The following is a 15,563-nucleotide window of genomic DNA, read 5'->3' as shown; positions in this document are numbered from 1 at the left end:
TATACATATCTCCGGCAACACTTCTCTTTGGGCTACGCTATTTATCCGGTTTCCTGCCGCCCCTCCCTTCCAAACCAATGAACCTGAGGAAAATGGCGCACAACGCAACGTTTTCTTAACTTGAATGCGTAGGACATTTCTGAAGCCTTATACATTTAATTATTAAGCAAGTTCCTCTATTGACACTGAAACTGCTGAACCCTTATCTAGTGAGCCACAGGCGATGCGAACTATTTTAGTTCTGCGCGATGAACCGCAGACAGGGTCCATGCTGCGCAATAAAAATATATCGCGATGATTAAGCGCTTTTGATCTTCCCGAAACGGACTTCGTTTTAAAGCATCAAGGAGAACACCATGACATGTACGTCGAATATTCCTGAACTGGCTGCGCCTACCCTGGTCAACGCTCTGCGTACCCGCATCAACATCACCAGCGCTGCGCACCTGCAAGTGGCAATTGCCCCTTACCCCGGCATGGACGCGGGCGATCTGATCGAGCTGTTCTGGGACAACTGCTACGTCGGCTCCCGTCTGTTGTCACAGGCCGACGTGCAAACTAGCGTTACGTTGCGAGTACCCGAGAGCTTCGTTGTAAACGGGACCTCGCGCATCCATTACCGCGTGATGCAAGTGGGGCGCGGCCCGGCGCTGTCAGCAACGCAACGGGTGCAGGTCAAGCTCGATTGTCCGGGTGGCCAACCGTCGGCCCTGAGCGGTGATGAAAACCAAGGCCTGGCGCCAGTGCGGATTCCTGATGCCATTCGCCGCAAAGGCGTGAACCCGAGTCAGGTCAAACGCGGTGTACCACTGACCATAGAGCCCTATCTGAACATGGCTGCTGACGATGCGATTACCTTGCGCTGGGGCGACGTGCGCATGGACCTGCCCCGCATCAAGCCCTGCGAGGTTGGCCAGCCGATCAACATCTGGGTACCGCCGCAGATCATTCTGGAGGCGGGAGAAGACCTGCGCCTGGAAGTGACCTACTGCATCCTCGACCGCGCGGGCAACAACTCCCACTGGGCGCCGCCGCGAACGTTGAAGATCGGTTGCGCCAACCCCTACCTGAGCACTTCACCGAAAGAGGCGCTCATGGCCGCAGAACCGGGCTGCAAGAATCCTTGACTGATGGTGGGGAGCGAGCCTGGTCATGATTGGCAGCGAAGCGGCCAAGCCGCTTGCGGTATAGTCTGACCAAGCTCCCTAACCCAAGCCAACGACCATGAAACACACCCCCGAAGACCTGCACGCCATCACCGCCACAACCCTGGGCCATTACAACGCCGTGGCGGAAAGCTTTCGCGAAGGCACTCGCGATCATGACGTCAGCCAGAATATCGACGCGTTGCTGCGGCATATCCAGGGTCAGGCGCCCTTCCACGTTCTGGATTTCGGCTGCGGCCCCGGGCGGGACTTGCGGACATTCACCGATAGGGGCCATGTCGCGGTCGGCCTCGACGGTTCGGAGGAGTTTGCCCGAATGGCGCGCCAGGACAGCGGCTGCGAAGTCTGGCAACAGGATTTCTTGAACCTCGACCTGCCAGGCGAACGCTTCGATGGCATCTTCGCCAACGCCGTGCTGTTTCATATCCCTGTCCAGGAATTGCCTCGGGTGCTCAAGCAATTGCACGCCACCCTCAAGCCCGGCGGCGTGCTGTTCAGTTCCAACCCCCGGGGCGAAAACCAGGAAGGCTGGAACGGCCAGCGCTTCGGCGCGTATCACGACCTTGCGGCATGGCGCACCTTGCTCACAGAAGCGGGCTTTGTAGAGCTTGAGCATTACTACCGACCGGCTGGGCTGCCGCGAGAGCAGCAGCCTTGGTTGGCGAGTGTCTGGCGTAGACCTGCTTAGGACTTGAGGGCCCATCGCGAGCAAGCTCGCTCCCACACGGGTCAACTGCGAACATAAATGGCGAACCATCAATGATCCATATGTGGGAGCGAGCTTGCTCGCGATGACGGCGGATCAGCAACATTGATGCGACTGACACACCGCCGTCGCCCACCGCCCCATTGTTACTCCTGCTTGACCAACCACTTCTGCGACAACTGCTCAAGCCGCCCGTCGTCCTTGATACGCGCCAAAGCGTTGTCCAGGCTGGCCTTGAACGCCGGATTGCCCTTCTGGAACGGAATCACCAGGCTCGGCGGCGGGCCGCTCTTTTCTTCCGGCTGGAACGACTGTGCCATGACCATCGGGCGTTGCGAGTCGTCCTTGCGCGCCAACAGTTGCGCATCCGGTTGGCTATAAGCGGTGCTTGTGTCGAAACGTTCGGCCAGTTCCGGGGTCATTGCTATGTGGTTGATGGCAACGTCGTACTTGCCACTTTCCACACCGGCCAGCAGATCGCTGGCATCGGTGACCACAAAGTCGGCGCGAACATCGAGCTCGCCGGCCAGCATCTGACCCAGTTCCACTTCGAAGCCGGTGAGCTTGCCGTCTTCCTTGAAGTTGAAAGGGCTGGTGTTGGCTTCCAGAGCGATGCGCAATTCGCCACGGTCGTTGATGTCGTCGATCAGTTCGGCATGGGCCAGAGGGCTCAAGAGGGGTAGCAGGCAGATCAGCCCAGGCAGAAAACGCATGGTCACTCCTTTGTATTGTTACAAGCGACGCTCGTTTCAGGTTCGCTTTGCTATGGTTGTTGCAGGCTTCGACAACGAATGGTCATGAAGTTGTCATGACCACGCGGATTTCATGGAAAAACTGGAGAAAAAAATGAAAAGCTTTATGTCACGTGCCGCCTTGGCCGGCCTGTTGCTGGGAGCTTCGATGCTGGCATCCGCCGCAACCCCTGCTCCCAAGGGTGCAGAGGTATTCATCGTTTCCCCGGAAGACGGTGCCACCGTTGGCCAGGAGTTCAAGGTCAAGTTCGGCGTCAAGAACATCGCGCTGGCCCCGGCGGGTGATGTAACCAAAAATACCGGGCACCATCATTTGCTGATTGATGTCGACAAACTGCCTGCCGCGGGCGCGCCGATTCCCACCGATGCCAACCACATGCATTTCGGTAAGGCGCAAACCGAGGCTACGATCAAACTGGCACCGGGCAAGCACACCTTGCAGCTGATCCTGGGCGACAGCGGCCATATGCCGTTCGATCCGACGATCGTGTCCGAGAAGATCACGGTAAACGTGAAATAAACCGGCACAGGTCGACACAACACAAAACCCTCCCACAGGTTATGTGTTCGACAGAAAAAAACGGGAGCCCCCTGCGAGGCTCCCGTTTTTTATTGCAAGCCTGATCTGCTTAGAACAACACCCGGCTACGAATAGTGCCGTTGATGTGCTGCAGTTTCTCTTGCGCCAGATCGGAGTATTCGGCATCGACGTCGATCACGACGTAGCCGACTTTCTCGTTGGTCTGCAGGAACTGACCGGAAATGTTGATGCCGTTTTCGGCGAAGACCTTGTTGATCTCGCTCATCACACCCGGGATGTTCTCGTGGATGTGCAGCAGGCGGTGCTTGCCAGGGTGAGCCGGCAGGGCCACTTCCGGGAAGTTCACGGACGATACCGAAGTACCGTTGTCGCTGTACTTGACCAGCTTTTCCGCCACTTCCAGGCCGATGTTGGCCTGGGCTTCGGCAGTAGAACCGCCGATGTGCGGGGTCAGGATCACGTTGTCCAGGCCGCGCAGCGGGCTTTCGAATATATCGTCGTTGGAGCGCGGCTCCACCGGGAATACGTCGATGGCGGCGCCGATCAGGTGTTTGTCCTTGATCGCTTCGGCCAGGGCGTCGAGCTTGACCACGGTGCCACGAGCGGCGTTGATCAGGATCCCGCCTTTCTTGATGGCACGGATTTCCTTCTCGCCAATCATCCACTGGGTGGCGGCGGTTTCCGGAACGTGCAGCGTCACGATGTCGGACATGCCCAACAGCTCGTGCAGGTCGTTGACCTGAGTGGCATTGCCCAGCGGCAGCTTGGTCACGGTGTCGTAGAAAAACACCTGCATGCCAAGGCCTTCAGCCAGCACCGACAACTGCGTGCCGATCGAGCCGTAACCGACGATACCCAGCTTCTTGCCACGGATTTCGAAGGAGTTGGCCGCGCTCTTGATCCAGCCGCCACGGTGGCAGGAAGCGTTCTTCTCGGGAATGCCGCGCAGCAGCAGGATCGCTTCGGCCAGCACCAGTTCAGCAACGGAACGGGTGTTGGAGTATGGCGCGTTGAACACCGCGATACCGCGCTCGCGCGCCGCATTGAGGTCCACCTGATTGGTGCCGATGCAGAAGCAGCCGACCGCTACCAGTTTCTTGGCGTGGTCGAAGATCTCTTCGGTCAATTGGGTACGGGAGCGAATACCGATGAAGTGAGCATCGGCGATCTTTTCCTTGAGCTGGGCTTCCGGCAGAGAACTGGTGATGTACTCGATGCTGGTGTAGCCCGCCGACTTGAGGACGTCGACAGCCGATTGGTGGACGCCTTCGAGAAGAAGGAACTTGATCTTGCTCTTATCGAGAGAAGTCTTGCTCATCTGCGTAAACCTGTGTCCCGGAGAAAAATGGCAGGGAATCGGACAGCGCATGCTGGTCCGACCGGCATGACAGCCGTCGCCGCAGAACAGCCAATGGGCACTACGCTGCGGGGTCGGTATGCTAGCATACGCACCCCGCTAAACACTCATTCCTGCGACGTGAAGCGTTCTCAGGATGACCATGAATTGTTCGAGAGTTCTGTCGATGACCAATCCTGCCGTGATAGATGAGCTGAAGACCCTGGTTGAGCCTGGCAAAGTCTTGACCGATGCCGACTCCCTGAACGCTTATGGCAAGGATTGGACCAAGCACTTCGCCCCGGCGCCGAGCGCCATCGTCTTCCCCAAGACCACCGAACAGGTTCAGGCCATTGTGCGCTGGGCCAATGAGCACAAGGTCGCGCTGGTGCCATCGGGCGGGCGTACCGGGCTTTCCGCTGCGGCCGTGGCGGCCAACGGCGAAGTGGTCGTGTCATTCGACTACATGAACCAGATTCTCGACGTGAACCTCACCGATCGCACAGCCGTCTGCCAGCCAGGTGTGGTCACTGAACAACTGCAGAACAAGGCTGAAGAGCACGGTCTGTACTACCCGGTGGACTTCGCCTCGGCCGGTTCCAGTCAGATTGGCGGCAACATCGGCACCAATGCCGGCGGAATCAAGGTCATTCGTTACGGCATGACCCGCAACTGGGTAGCCGGCATGAAAGTCGTCACCGGTAAAGGCGACCTGCTGGAACTGAACAAGGACCTGATCAAGAACGCCACTGGCTACGATCTGCGGCAGTTGTTCATCGGCGCCGAAGGCACCCTCGGGTTCGTGGTCGAAGCCACCATGCGCCTGGACCGGGCTCCGAAGAACCTCACCGCCATGGTCCTGGGCACCGCCGATTTTGATTCGATCATGCCCGTACTGCATGCCTTCCAGGGCAAGCTGGACCTGACGGCGTTCGAATTCTTCTCCGACAAGGCCCTGGCCAAGGTCCTGGATCGGGGCGACGTACCGGCGCCATTCGAAACCGAGTGCCCCTTCTACGCCCTGCTGGAGTTCGAAGCCACCACCGAAGAAGTCGCCAACCACGCCCTGGAAACGTTCGAACACTGTGTCGAACAGGGCTGGGTGCTCGATGGGGTGATGAGCCAAAGCGAAACCCAACTGCAAAACCTGTGGAAGTTGCGCGAGTACATCTCGGAAACCATCTCCCACTGGACACCGTACAAGAACGACATCTCGGTCACCGTCTCGAAAGTCCCGGGCTTCTTGCGCGACATCGACACTATCGTCGGCCAACATTACCCGGATTTCGAGATCGTCTGGTTTGGCCACATCGGCGACGGCAACTTGCACTTGAACATCCTCAAGCCAGAGAACCTGAGCAAGGACGAATTCTTCGCCAAGTGCGCGACCGTGAACAAATGGGTCTTTGAAACCGTCGAGAAATACAACGGCTCGATCTCCGCCGAACACGGCGTAGGCATGACCAAACGCGATTACCTGACCTACAGTCGCTCGCCGGTAGAAATTGAATACATGAAGGCCGTCAAGGCAGTGTTCGACCCGAACGGCATCATGAACCCGGGCAAGATTTTCGCGGTTTAATGCAAAAAATACCTGATGAATCCCAGAAGCAGGAGTCGGTAATGAGCTATCAGCACCAGTATGTCGACGGTACCCGTATTCATTTCCCGGTGGGAAAAATCGTGTGCATTGGCCGCAACTACGCCGAACACGCCAAGGAACTGGATAACCCGGTACCTACCGAACCCCTGCTGTTCATCAAGCCCGGCAGCTGCGCGGTGCCGCTGGAAGGCGGTTTCAGCATCCCCGCCGACCGTGGTGCGGTGCACTACGAAGCTGAAATTGCCGTGCTGATCGGCAAGCCACTGTCGACCCGGCCCAGTGCCGAGGAAGTGCTGGATGCCATCTCCGGCTTCGCCCCGGCCCTGGATCTGACCCTGCGGGACAAGCAAGCCGAGCTCAAGGCCAAGGGCTTGCCCTGGGAAGTCGCCAAATCCTTCGACGGTGCGGCGGTGCTGGCACCTTTCGTGTCCAGCGGCACCTTTGCCGACCTGACCGACATCCCGGTTCGCCTGACCATCAACGGTGAAGTGCGCCAGGACGGCAACAGCAGCCTGATGCTCAACCCCATCGTGCCGATGATCCAATACATGGCTGGCTGCTTCTCATTGCAGGCCGGCGACGTGATCCTCACTGGCACTCCGGCGGGCGTGGGACCGTTGAACGTCGGGGATGAACTGGTACTGGAATTGCCAGGCGCGAGCCGTTTCGAAAGCAGCGTTCGCTAACCGCAAGGCACCGTCCCGCGTGGGCGCGAGCCGGCTCGTGCCCACATGGATGGACGGCTCTCGCCATTTACCATTTTTTTCACATGCCATCCGGATAATTCCAGGGAATACGGCGTCTGAGCCATTCATTTTCCTAACCCGAATACCTGGAACGCATCCCCCTGATGGCCACTCCTCTAGCTCGGCCCTCCTCCAGCCCCGTCCGCCGCGCTCGCTTCTCGCTGCCCTGGTCCGCCTGGTCGCTGTTAGCAGCCGGGGCCTTTTACTGGCTGGCGTATGCCATGCACTGGGATGACCGGGGCCTGCTGTGGGCATCGGAACGTCTCGAGAGCCCCGCCCAGCGCCAGGAAAGCATCTGGCTGCCGGACTACCACGCGGTGATTGATGCCAAGGTCCTGCCAGGAATGGAAGAGGATGAAGCGTCCGACCTGACCTATAACCCACAGACCAAAACCCTGTTCGCGATCATGGGTAAGCATCCGTTTCTGGTGGAACTCACCCTGCAGGGTGACGTGCTGCGCAAAATGCCGTTGGTGGGCTGGAGCAATCCTGAAGGCGTGGCCTACATGGAGAATGGCCTGATGGCTATTACCGATGAACGAAAACACACGCTGTCGATCATCCAGGTCGATGCCGATACTCGCGAACTGAACAGCACGGATTTCCCCCACTACGATCTCGGCCCGTCCAAGAACCAGAACAAGGGCTTCGAAGGCGTCGCCTGGGATCCACGCAACCAGCAATTGGCCTTGGGTGAAGAGCGTCCGCCAGCGTTGTTCACCTGGAAAAGCGACGGCAGCCAACTGCTCAAGGGCGACAAACAGATCCATGCCAGCGACGAGCTGGACCTGCGCAACCTGTCGGCGCTGGCGATCGATCCTCGCACGGGGCACTCGCTGCTGCTGTCGGCCGACTCCCATCTCTTGCTGGAGCTGGACGATGCAGGGGAACAGGTCAGCTTCATGACCTTGCTGGGCGGTTTCAACGGTATCAAGGATACGATCCCCCGTGCCGAAGGCGTCGCCCTCGATGAGGCTGGCAACCTGTACATGGTCAGCGAGCCGAACCTGTTCTATCGTTTCGAAAAACAACGCTGATAGCGCAACTCTGTAAGGTAATTCATCCTTCGCCGTAGGGTGTGGCATCCGGCCATTAAGCTTCAGTTCAGGCAGCCGTGGTATTTCCAACCACCTGTTCTCATCCGAGCCCACCCACATGCGTCGACTTGCCCGCCCGAAGCCCTTGATCCTGCTGCTGATAATGATCGTACTGATCGCTTTGATCGCAGCAGCTCAATACCTGCGCCTGTTCGAGCGCGCGTGGTTCAACTTCAACACCCTCTGGCAGCCTCCCAGCGAGCAGGCCATTGCCCTGGACCAGTACCGGGTTACGGTCGAGGCGCAGGTGATCGAAGGTCTGGACAATGACGTTTCGGCGCTGACGTACGATCCAATCCGCAAGAGCCTCTTTACCGTTACCAACAAGAATGCCGAACTGATCGAGCTGTCATTGGACGGCAAGATCCTTAGGCGCATCGCCCTGATTGGCTTCGGCGACCCGGAGGCGGTGGAGTTCATCAGCCAGGACATTTACGTCATCACCGACGAGCGTCAGCAGCGGCTGATCAAGATTCACTTGGACGACAATACCCAATTCCTCGACGCCGCCGACGCAGAGCAAATGACGCTTGGCCTGCACCTGAACGGTAACAAAGGGTTCGAAGGGTTGGCCTACGACTCAGTGGGCAAACGGTTGTTCGTGGCCAAGGAGCGCGATCCGATGCTGATTTATGAAGTGCGGGGCTTTCCCCATCACAAACCGGACAAATCCTACGCTGTCCATGTAATCAACAACCCCAAGCGCGATGCCGGACTGTTCGTACGCGATCTTTCTAGCCTGCAATACGACGAGCGCAGCGGCCATTTACTGGCGCTGTCCGATGAGTCGCGATTGATTATCGAGCTGGACATCGACGGCCGCCCGTTGAGCACGCTGTCGTTGAGCAAGGGTCGTCAAGGGCTGCAAAAAACCGTCCCTCAGGCCGAGGGCGTTGCCATGGACGATGATGGCAACTTGTATGTGGTGAGCGAACCGAACCTGTTCTACGTCTTCAAGAAACCGCAGCCTTGATCCCCAAAAAACCTGATGTGGGAGCGAGCCTGCTCGCGATGGCGGTGCGTCAGCCAACATGGATGTGTCGGGTAGACCGCTATCGCGAGCAGGCTCGCTCCCACAGGGGCTGAATCACTGAAAGAGCAGGTTATCTGGCCGGATTACTCAGCCCGCAGGGTCTTCACCCCTTCAGGCGTCCCCAGCAACAACACATCCGCCGGGCGAGCCGCGAACAAACCATTGGTGACCACACCGACGATGGCGTTGATCTGGCTTTCCAGTTCCACCGGGTTGGTGATCTGCAGGTTATGGACATCCAGGATGATGTTGCCGTTATCGGTCAGCACGCCTTCGCGGTACACCGGGTCACCGCCCAGTTTCACCAGTTGGCGGGCCACATGGCTGCGGGCCATCGGGATGACTTCCACCGGCAGCGGGAACGCGCCGAGGACTGGCACCAGCTTGCTGGCGTCGGCGATGCAGATGAAGGTCTTGGCCACGGCCGCGACAATCTTCTCGCGGGTCAGGGCCGCGCCGCCGCCCTTGATCAGGTTCAGGTGCGCGTCGCTTTCATCGGCGCCGTCGATATAGAACTCCAGGTCGCTCACGGTATTGAGCTCATAGACCGGAATCCCGTGGCCCTTCAGGCGCGCGGCGGTGGCTTCGGAGCTGGCGACCGCGCCGTCGAACGCACCTTTGTGCTGCGCCAGTGCGTCGATGAAGCAATTGGCCGTCGAGCCGGTGCCGACCCCAACGATGCTCTTGTCATCCAGTTTCGGGAGGATGAGGTCGACAGCGGCCTGGGCCACGGCCTGTTTGAGTTGATCCTGGGTCATGCGGGCTCCGAAAGCGGACGGGGAGTAAAGAGGGACGCGAGTATAACCCAACAAAACCTTGGGATTCGTGTGGTCGCCCAGCCAAAAGCCGGGTTAGACTCCTTGGCCCTGCCCAACCCGCTCAGTGATGCTTTCCGATGCTTGAACAGTACGTCAAAAAGATCCTCACCTCGCGCGTTTACGACGTTGCCGTGGAAACCCCATTGCAGACTGCCCGCCAGCTCTCCGAGCGGCTGGGCAACAACATCTGGCTCAAGCGCGAAGACTTGCAGCCGGTGTTCTCGTTCAAGATTCGCGGCGCCTACAACAAGCTGACCCAGCTCAGCGACGAAGAGCGCGCACGCGGCGTGGTCACGGCTTCGGCGGGCAACCACGCCCAGGGCCTGGCCCTGGCGGCCAAGGTGCTGGGCGTCAAAGCCACCATCGTGATGCCCAAGACCACTCCGGAAATCAAAGTCGAAGGCGTACGTTCCCGAGGCGGCAAAGTGGTGTTGCACGGCGATTCGTTCCCCGAAGCCCTGGCCTATTCGCTGAAACTGGTCGACGAAAAGGGCTACGTCTACATTCACCCCTATGACGATCCCCACACCATTGCCGGGCAGGGCACGGTGGCGATGGAGATCCTGCGCCAACATCCGGGGCGTCTGGATGCGATTTTCGTCCCGGTGGGCGGCGGCGGGCTGATCGCCGGGATAGCGGCCTACGTGAAATACCTGCGGCCTGACATCAAGGTGATCGGCGTCGAGCCGGACGATTCCAATTGCCTGCAAGCCGCCCTGGCTGCTGGCGAGCGAGTGGTGCTGCCGACCGTGGGGCTCTTTGCCGACGGCGTTGCCGTGGCGCAGATCGGCCAGCACACGTTCGACATCTGCAAGCACTACGTGGATGAAGTCATCACCGTCAGTACCGACGAGATCTGTGCGGCCATCAAGGATATCTACGACGATACCCGCTCGATCACCGAACCTGCCGGCGCCTTGGGCGTGGCCGGGATCAAGAAGTATGTCGAATCGCGCGGCGTCAGCGGGCAGACCCTGGTGGCCATCGACTCCGGCGCCAACGTCAATTTCGACCGTCTGCGTCACGTGGCCGAGCGTGCCGAGCTAGGCGAAGGCCGCGAGGCGATCATCGCAGTGACCATTCCCGAGAAGCCAGGCAGCTTCAAGGCCTTCTGCGAAGCCGTCGGCAAGCGCCAGATCACCGAATTCAACTATCGCTACAACACGGGCAGCGAAGCGCACATCTTCGTGGGCGTGCAGACGCACCCGGAAAACGACCCGCGCAGCGCGCTGATCGCCAGCCTGACCGAGCAAGGTTTCCCGGTGGTGGACCTGACCGACAACGAACTGGCCAAACTGCACATTCGCCACATGGTGGGCGGGCATGCGGCCCACGTCATCGACGAGGTCGTGCTGCGCTTCGAATTCCCGGAACGTCCGGGGGCGCTGTTCAACTTCCTCAACAAGCTGGGCGGACGCTGGAATATCTCGATGTTCCACTACCGCAACCATGGTGCGGCGGATGGTCGTGTGGTTGCGGGCCTGCAAGTACCGCACGATGAACGTCATCTGGTACCGGCAGCCCTGGAAGAAATCGGCTATCCGTACTGGGATGAAAGCGATAACCCGGCGTATCAGCTGTTCCTGGGCTAAAGCAGAGCTAGACTGCCCGGCAAGACTCAAGGAAATCCAACGATGGAAACGTTAACCGCGCTGAAGATCGCTCATGTCGTCGCCACAGTATTGCTCTTGGCGGGTGCCCTGGGGCTGGCCATCTGGGTCTGGAGGACGCGCCGCAACGGCGATGCCACGGCGGCCGCGCGCACATTGCAACGCCCGCGGGTGTTTGTCTGGCTGGCGATGGCCCTGGCGCTGGTGAGCTTGCCATTCACGGGGTGGTGGATGGTGCATCAGATCGGCTGGCCGCTGGGGCAGACCTGGTTGCTGGCTTCCAGTGTGCTCTACACCGTGGCGGCGCTGGCGGGGTTCTGGCTGTTGGTGCGGTTGAACAAACTGCGCAAGGCGCCGGCGGCGGGCGCTGGGAAGTTTACGTTTGCCTTGGCGCTGTTCAGCGTTGTCTGTTTTATTGCCATTGCGGGGTTGATGGGGGCCAAGCCGGTTTAAGGCGTTAGACCGCGTCGACCCTATCGCGAGCAGGCTCGCTCCCACAGGGGTTTGTGAACGACGCACATCCAGTGTGGGAGCGAGCCTGCTCGCGATGACGATTTCAGCCGCGCAACGAAATCACCGGCCAACCACGCTTCTGGGCTTCGGCCCTGAGGTTCGGGTCCGGATCCACGGCCACCGGATGGGTCACCACTTCCAGCAGCGACAGGTCATTCATCGAGTCACTGTAGAAGTAACTGCCGTCCAGCGAATGGCCGGTCTCCTCCAGCCAACGATTGAGCCGCATCACCTTGCCCTCACGAAAACACGGAATGTCGGTACTGCGCCCGCTGTAGCGCCCGTCGATCATTTCGCACTCGGTGGCGATCAGGGTCTCGACTCCCAAGCGCTCGGCGATCGGTGCGGTGACGAAGCGATTGGTAGCGGTGATGATCACCAGCTTGTCACCGGCCTCACGGTGTTTACTCAACAGCTCGATCGCCTGGGGCAACACAATCGGTTCGATGCAGTCGCGCATGTAGTCCAGATGCCACTGTGCCAGCACCTCCATCTCCGTGCGGCCAAGGATTTCCAGGCAAAAATTCAGGTACTCGGCGTTGTCGAGCTTGCCGGCCAGGTAATCCTGATAGAACTCATCATTGCGCGCCTTGTACGTAACGGCGTCGAGGAAACCGCGCTCACACAGGTAATCGCCCCAGGCGTGGTCACTGTCGCCGCCCAGCAAGGTGTTGTCCAAGTCGAATAAAGCCAGCCGCATTGCAGTTACTCGCTGAAGAATCTGAAGAAAGGCGTCCAGAATACGGACTTTTCACAAGAGTGCACATAAGGTAGGAAGGCTCGTTGCTGCTTTCACAACCTTTGTGGAACAATGCGGCGACATGCGTTTGCGAGGTTGTTGCCGTGATCGATCCCGATGGTTTCCGACCCAATGTGGGGATCATTCTTACGAATGATGCAGGGCAGGTGCTATGGGCTCGCCGTATCAATCAAGACGCCTGGCAGTTTCCCCAGGGTGGGATCAACCCTCAGGAGACGCCCGAAGAGGCCTTGTACCGCGAGTTGAACGAAGAAGTGGGGCTTGAGCGAGAAGATGTCGAAATACTCGCCTGCACCCGGGGCTGGTTGCGCTATCGTTTGCCGCAACGCCTGGTCAGAACGCATAGCCAACCGCTGTGCATCGGCCAGAAGCAGAAATGGTTTCTCCTGCGCCTGATCTCCAACGAGCAGCGGGTGCGGATGGATTTGACCGGTAAACCGGAGTTCGATGGCTGGCGCTGGGTCAGCTATTGGTATCCGTTGGGCCAGGTGGTGACATTCAAGCGCGAGGTATACCGACGCGCCCTCAAAGAGCTTGCCCCGCGCCTGCTGACGCGCGACTGACGACGGAGTTCGACCCCGAGCCATGCTCAATACGCTGCGCAAGATCGTCCAGGAAGTTAACTCCGCCAAGGATCTCAAGGCGGCGTTGGGGATTATTGTATTGCGCGTCAAAGAGGCCATGGGCAGCCAAGTCTGCTCGGTCTATCTGCTGGACCCCGAGACCAACCGTTTTGTGCTGATGGCCACCGAGGGCTTGAACAAGCGCTCGATCGGCAAGGTCAGCATGGCGCCCAATGAAGGTCTGGTCGGCCTGGTCGGCACGCGCGAAGAACCGCTGAACCTCGAAAATGCCGCGGATCACCCGCGCTATCGTTATTTTGCCGAGACCGGCGAAGAACGCTACGCCTCGTTCCTCGGGGCGCCGATCATCCACCACCGCCGTGTCGTCGGCGTGTTGGTCATCCAGCAGAAGGAGCGTCGCCAGTTCGACGAAGGTGAAGAAGCCTTCCTCGTGACCATGAGCGCGCAATTGGCCGGGGTTATCGCCCACGCCGAAGCCACCGGGTCGATCAGCGGCCTGGGCCGCCAGGGCAAGGGCATCCAGGAAGCCAAGTTCGTCGGCGTGCCAGGTTCACCCGGCGCGGCAGTGGGTACGGCGGTGGTCATGTTGCCACCCGCCGACCTCGACGTAGTGCCGGACAAGACCATCGTCGACATCCCCGCCGAACTGGGCCTGTTCAAGACAGCCATCGAGGGCGTGCGGGCCGACATGCGCGCCCTGTCGGCGAAACTGGCGACGCAGCTGCGCCCCGAAGAGCGCGCGCTGTTCGACGTTTACCTGATGATGCTCGACGACGCCTCCCTGGGCAGCGAGGTCACCACGGTCATCAAGACCGGTCAGTGGGCCCAGGGCGCGTTGCGCCAGGTGGTGACCGACCACGTCAACCGTTTCGAACTGATGGACGACGCCTACCTGCGCGAGCGCGCCTCCGACGTCAAGGACCTCGGCCGCCGGCTGCTGGCCTACTTGCAACAGGAACGCCAGCAGACCCTGGTCTATCCCGATAACACCATCCTGATCAGCGAAGAACTGACCCCGGCCATGCTCGGCGAGGTGCCTGAAGGCAAGCTCGCGGGGCTGGTCTCGGTATTGGGTTCGGGCAACTCCCACGTCGCGATCCTGGCCCGCGCCATGGGCATTCCGACGGTCATGGGCGTGGTGGACCTGCCGTATTCAAAGGTCGACGGCATCCAGATGATCGTCGATGGCTACCACGGCGAGGTCTACACCAACCCCACCGAATTGCTGCGCAAGCAGTTTGCCGATGTGGTGGAGGAAGAAAAGCAACTGTCCCTGGGCCTGGATGCGCTGCGGGACCTGCCTTGCGTGACGCTCGACGGCCACCGCATGCCGCTGTGGGTCAACACCGGCCTGCTGGCCGACGTGGCCCGGGCGCAGAAGCGCGGCGCCGAGGGTGTGGGCCTGTATCGCACCGAAGTGCCCTTCATGATCAACCAGCGCTTCCCCAGCGAAAAGGAACAGCTGGCGATCTATCGCGAACAGTTGGCCGCTTTCCATCCGCAACCGGTGACCATGCGCAGCCTGGACATCGGCGGGGACAAATCCCTGTCCTACTTCCCCATCAAGGAAGACAACCCCTTCCTTGGCTGGCGCGGGATACGCGTGACGCTCGACCATCCGGAAATCTTCCTGGTCCAGGCCCGCGCCATGCTCAAGGCCAGCGAGGGTCTGAACAACCTGCGCATCCTGTTGCCGATGATTTCCGGCACCCATGAGCTGGAAGAAGCCTTGCACCTGATCCACCGGGCGTGGGGCGAAGTGCGCGATGAAGGCACCGACGTGCCGATGCCGCCGGTGGGGGTGATGATCGAGATTCCGGCGGCGGTTTACCAGACCAAGGAACTGGCGCGCCAGGTTGACTTCCTGTCGGTCGGCTCCAACGACCTGACCCAGTATTTGCTGGCCGTGGACCGCAACAACCCGCGGGTCGCCGACCTGTACGACTATCTGCACCCAGCGGTGCTGCAAGCCCTGCAGAATGTAGTCCGCGACGCCCATGCCGAAGGCAAGCCAGTGAGCATCTGCGGTGAAATGGCCGGGGACCCGGCGGCGGCGGTGCTGCTGATGGCGATGGGCTTTGACAGCCTGTCGATGAACGCCACCAACCTGCCGAAAGTGAAATGGATGCTGCGTCAGATCAACCTCAGCAAGGCCCAGGAACTGCTGGCCGAAGTGATGACGATCGATAATCCGCAGGTGATCCACAGCTCCTTGCAACTGGCGCTGAAGAACCTTGGGTTGGCGCGGATGATCAATCCGGCTTCGAACAAGACGCTCTGAATCTTTAGCGACCTCAT

The 15,563-nt window shown here is 59.8% G+C and carries 15 protein-coding genes; 11 read left to right on the top strand and 4 right to left on the bottom strand.

The features are described from left to right. The first annotated feature begins 356 nt into the window (after positions 1-356). Both GKKCFE_RS27155 and GKKCFE_RS27150 read left to right on the top strand, forming a co-directional pair. Positions 357-1,127, top strand: coding sequence for a hypothetical protein (locus GKKCFE_RS27155; RefSeq protein ID WP_445577324.1), 771 nt, complete (start codon positions 357-359; stop codon positions 1,125-1,127). Positions 1,128-1,224: 97 nt separating this feature from the next. Next, complete coding sequence (locus GKKCFE_RS27150) at positions 1,225-1,854, top strand: class I SAM-dependent methyltransferase (RefSeq protein WP_139048802.1); 630 nt, start codon at positions 1,225-1,227, stop codon at positions 1,852-1,854. 164 nt (positions 1,855-2,018) lie between these two features. On the opposite strand, the gene GKKCFE_RS27145 is transcribed toward GKKCFE_RS27150, so the two are convergent. Then, on the bottom strand, positions 2,019-2,585 hold the full coding sequence (locus GKKCFE_RS27145; protein WP_047226824.1) for a transporter substrate-binding domain-containing protein: 567 nt from the start codon (positions 2,583-2,585) through the stop codon (positions 2,019-2,021). A 133-nt stretch (positions 2,586-2,718) separates the two neighbouring features. Here GKKCFE_RS27145 and GKKCFE_RS27140 point away from each other — a divergent pair, with 133 nt between their 5' ends. Next, entirely contained in the window at positions 2,719-3,144 is a 426-nt protein-coding gene (locus tag GKKCFE_RS27140; RefSeq protein ID WP_076386517.1) for a DUF4399 domain-containing protein, read from the top strand. Positions 3,145-3,253: 109 nt separating this feature from the next. On the opposite strand, the gene serA is transcribed toward GKKCFE_RS27140, so the two are convergent. Next, positions 3,254-4,483 (bottom strand): phosphoglycerate dehydrogenase, encoded by a 1,230-nt coding sequence (serA, locus tag GKKCFE_RS27135; protein ID WP_047226823.1) that lies wholly within the window; start codon positions 4,481-4,483, stop codon positions 3,254-3,256. 205 nt (positions 4,484-4,688) lie between these two features. Between serA and GKKCFE_RS27130 the strand changes: the two genes are divergently transcribed. From GKKCFE_RS27130 to GKKCFE_RS27115, 4 genes are all read left to right on the top strand, one after another. After that, a complete protein-coding gene (locus GKKCFE_RS27130) occupies positions 4,689-6,083 on the top strand; it encodes an FAD-binding oxidoreductase (RefSeq protein WP_107323098.1) in 1,395 nt (464 codons plus the stop codon). A 41-nt stretch (positions 6,084-6,124) separates the two neighbouring features. Beyond that, a complete protein-coding gene (locus tag GKKCFE_RS27125; RefSeq protein WP_047226821.1) occupies positions 6,125-6,790 on the top strand; it encodes a fumarylacetoacetate hydrolase family protein in 666 nt (221 codons plus the stop codon). A gap of 164 nt (positions 6,791-6,954) precedes the next feature. Beyond that, entirely contained in the window at positions 6,955-7,887 is a 933-nt protein-coding gene (locus tag GKKCFE_RS27120) for an SdiA-regulated domain-containing protein (RefSeq protein ID WP_139048800.1), read from the top strand. A 118-nt stretch (positions 7,888-8,005) separates the two neighbouring features. After that, complete coding sequence (locus tag GKKCFE_RS27115; RefSeq protein WP_188251752.1) at positions 8,006-8,920, top strand: SdiA-regulated domain-containing protein; 915 nt, start codon at positions 8,006-8,008, stop codon at positions 8,918-8,920. Positions 8,921-9,063: 143 nt separating this feature from the next. Here the strand turns inward: GKKCFE_RS27115 and rpiA are convergent, their stop codons facing one another. Further along, positions 9,064-9,738 (bottom strand): ribose-5-phosphate isomerase RpiA, encoded by a 675-nt coding sequence (rpiA, locus tag GKKCFE_RS27110; RefSeq protein WP_047226818.1) that lies wholly within the window; start codon positions 9,736-9,738, stop codon positions 9,064-9,066. 137 nt (positions 9,739-9,875) lie between these two features. Here rpiA and ilvA point away from each other — a divergent pair, with 137 nt between their 5' ends. Together ilvA and GKKCFE_RS27100 are read left to right on the top strand one after the other, a co-directional pair. Then, positions 9,876-11,390: a threonine ammonia-lyase, biosynthetic gene (gene ilvA / locus GKKCFE_RS27105; RefSeq protein WP_047226817.1), complete on the top strand. Its 1,515-nt coding sequence runs from the start codon at positions 9,876-9,878 to the stop codon at positions 11,388-11,390. Between the two features lie 42 nt (positions 11,391-11,432). Beyond that, the gene (locus GKKCFE_RS27100; protein ID WP_316912450.1) at positions 11,433-11,861 is read left to right on the top strand and encodes a DUF2269 family protein; all 429 of its coding nucleotides are present in this window, start codon (positions 11,433-11,435) and stop codon (positions 11,859-11,861) included. Between the two features lie 103 nt (positions 11,862-11,964). On the opposite strand, the gene GKKCFE_RS27095 is transcribed toward GKKCFE_RS27100, so the two are convergent. Continuing rightward, positions 11,965-12,621 carry a histidinol-phosphatase gene (locus GKKCFE_RS27095; RefSeq protein ID WP_076383262.1) on the bottom strand — a complete coding sequence of 219 codons (657 nt, stop codon included), beginning with the start codon at positions 12,619-12,621 and terminating at the stop codon, positions 11,965-11,967. A 143-nt stretch (positions 12,622-12,764) separates the two neighbouring features. Between GKKCFE_RS27095 and GKKCFE_RS27090 the strand changes: the two genes are divergently transcribed. After that, positions 12,765-13,244, top strand: coding sequence for an RNA pyrophosphohydrolase (locus GKKCFE_RS27090; protein ID WP_003186867.1), 480 nt, complete (start codon positions 12,765-12,767; stop codon positions 13,242-13,244). Between the two features lie 22 nt (positions 13,245-13,266). Beyond that, the gene (ptsP, locus tag GKKCFE_RS27085) at positions 13,267-15,546 is read left to right on the top strand and encodes a phosphoenolpyruvate--protein phosphotransferase (protein WP_047226814.1); all 2,280 of its coding nucleotides are present in this window, start codon (positions 13,267-13,269) and stop codon (positions 15,544-15,546) included. Positions 15,547-15,563: the final 17 nt, after the last annotated feature.

This window comes from Pseudomonas sp. E141 (assembly GCF_052659885.1).
The sequence above is the reverse complement of the archived record's forward strand: the minus strand, read 5'-3'. Positions and strand labels throughout refer to the sequence as shown.

What these genes read in the sequence shown, in the direction of transcription:
- rpiA (WP_047226818.1), bottom strand. Translation starts at nt 9,738, where the DNA reads ATGACCCAGGATCAACTCAAACAGGCCGTGGCCCAGGCCGCTGTCGAC.
- GKKCFE_RS27095 (WP_076383262.1), bottom strand. Translation starts at nt 12,621, where the DNA reads ATGCGGCTGGCTTTATTCGACTTGGACAACACCTTGCTGGGCGGCGAC.
- GKKCFE_RS27130 (WP_107323098.1), top strand. Translation starts at nt 4,689, where the DNA reads ATGACCAATCCTGCCGTGATAGATGAGCTGAAGACCCTGGTTGAGCCT.
- ptsP (WP_047226814.1), top strand. Translation starts at nt 13,267, where the DNA reads ATGCTCAATACGCTGCGCAAGATCGTCCAGGAAGTTAACTCCGCCAAG.
- GKKCFE_RS27125 (WP_047226821.1), top strand. Translation starts at nt 6,125, where the DNA reads ATGAGCTATCAGCACCAGTATGTCGACGGTACCCGTATTCATTTCCCG.
- GKKCFE_RS27155 (WP_445577324.1), top strand. Translation starts at nt 357, where the DNA reads ATGACATGTACGTCGAATATTCCTGAACTGGCTGCGCCTACCCTGGTC.
- GKKCFE_RS27115 (WP_188251752.1), top strand. Translation starts at nt 8,006, where the DNA reads ATGCGTCGACTTGCCCGCCCGAAGCCCTTGATCCTGCTGCTGATAATG.
- serA (WP_047226823.1), bottom strand. Translation starts at nt 4,483, where the DNA reads ATGAGCAAGACTTCTCTCGATAAGAGCAAGATCAAGTTCCTTCTTCTC.
- ilvA (WP_047226817.1), top strand. Translation starts at nt 9,876, where the DNA reads ATGCTTGAACAGTACGTCAAAAAGATCCTCACCTCGCGCGTTTACGAC.
- GKKCFE_RS27145 (WP_047226824.1), bottom strand. Translation starts at nt 2,585, where the DNA reads ATGCGTTTTCTGCCTGGGCTGATCTGCCTGCTACCCCTCTTGAGCCCT.
- GKKCFE_RS27120 (WP_139048800.1), top strand. Translation starts at nt 6,955, where the DNA reads ATGGCCACTCCTCTAGCTCGGCCCTCCTCCAGCCCCGTCCGCCGCGCT.
- GKKCFE_RS27140 (WP_076386517.1), top strand. Translation starts at nt 2,719, where the DNA reads ATGAAAAGCTTTATGTCACGTGCCGCCTTGGCCGGCCTGTTGCTGGGA.
- GKKCFE_RS27100 (WP_316912450.1), top strand. Translation starts at nt 11,433, where the DNA reads ATGGAAACGTTAACCGCGCTGAAGATCGCTCATGTCGTCGCCACAGTA.
- GKKCFE_RS27150 (WP_139048802.1), top strand. Translation starts at nt 1,225, where the DNA reads ATGAAACACACCCCCGAAGACCTGCACGCCATCACCGCCACAACCCTG.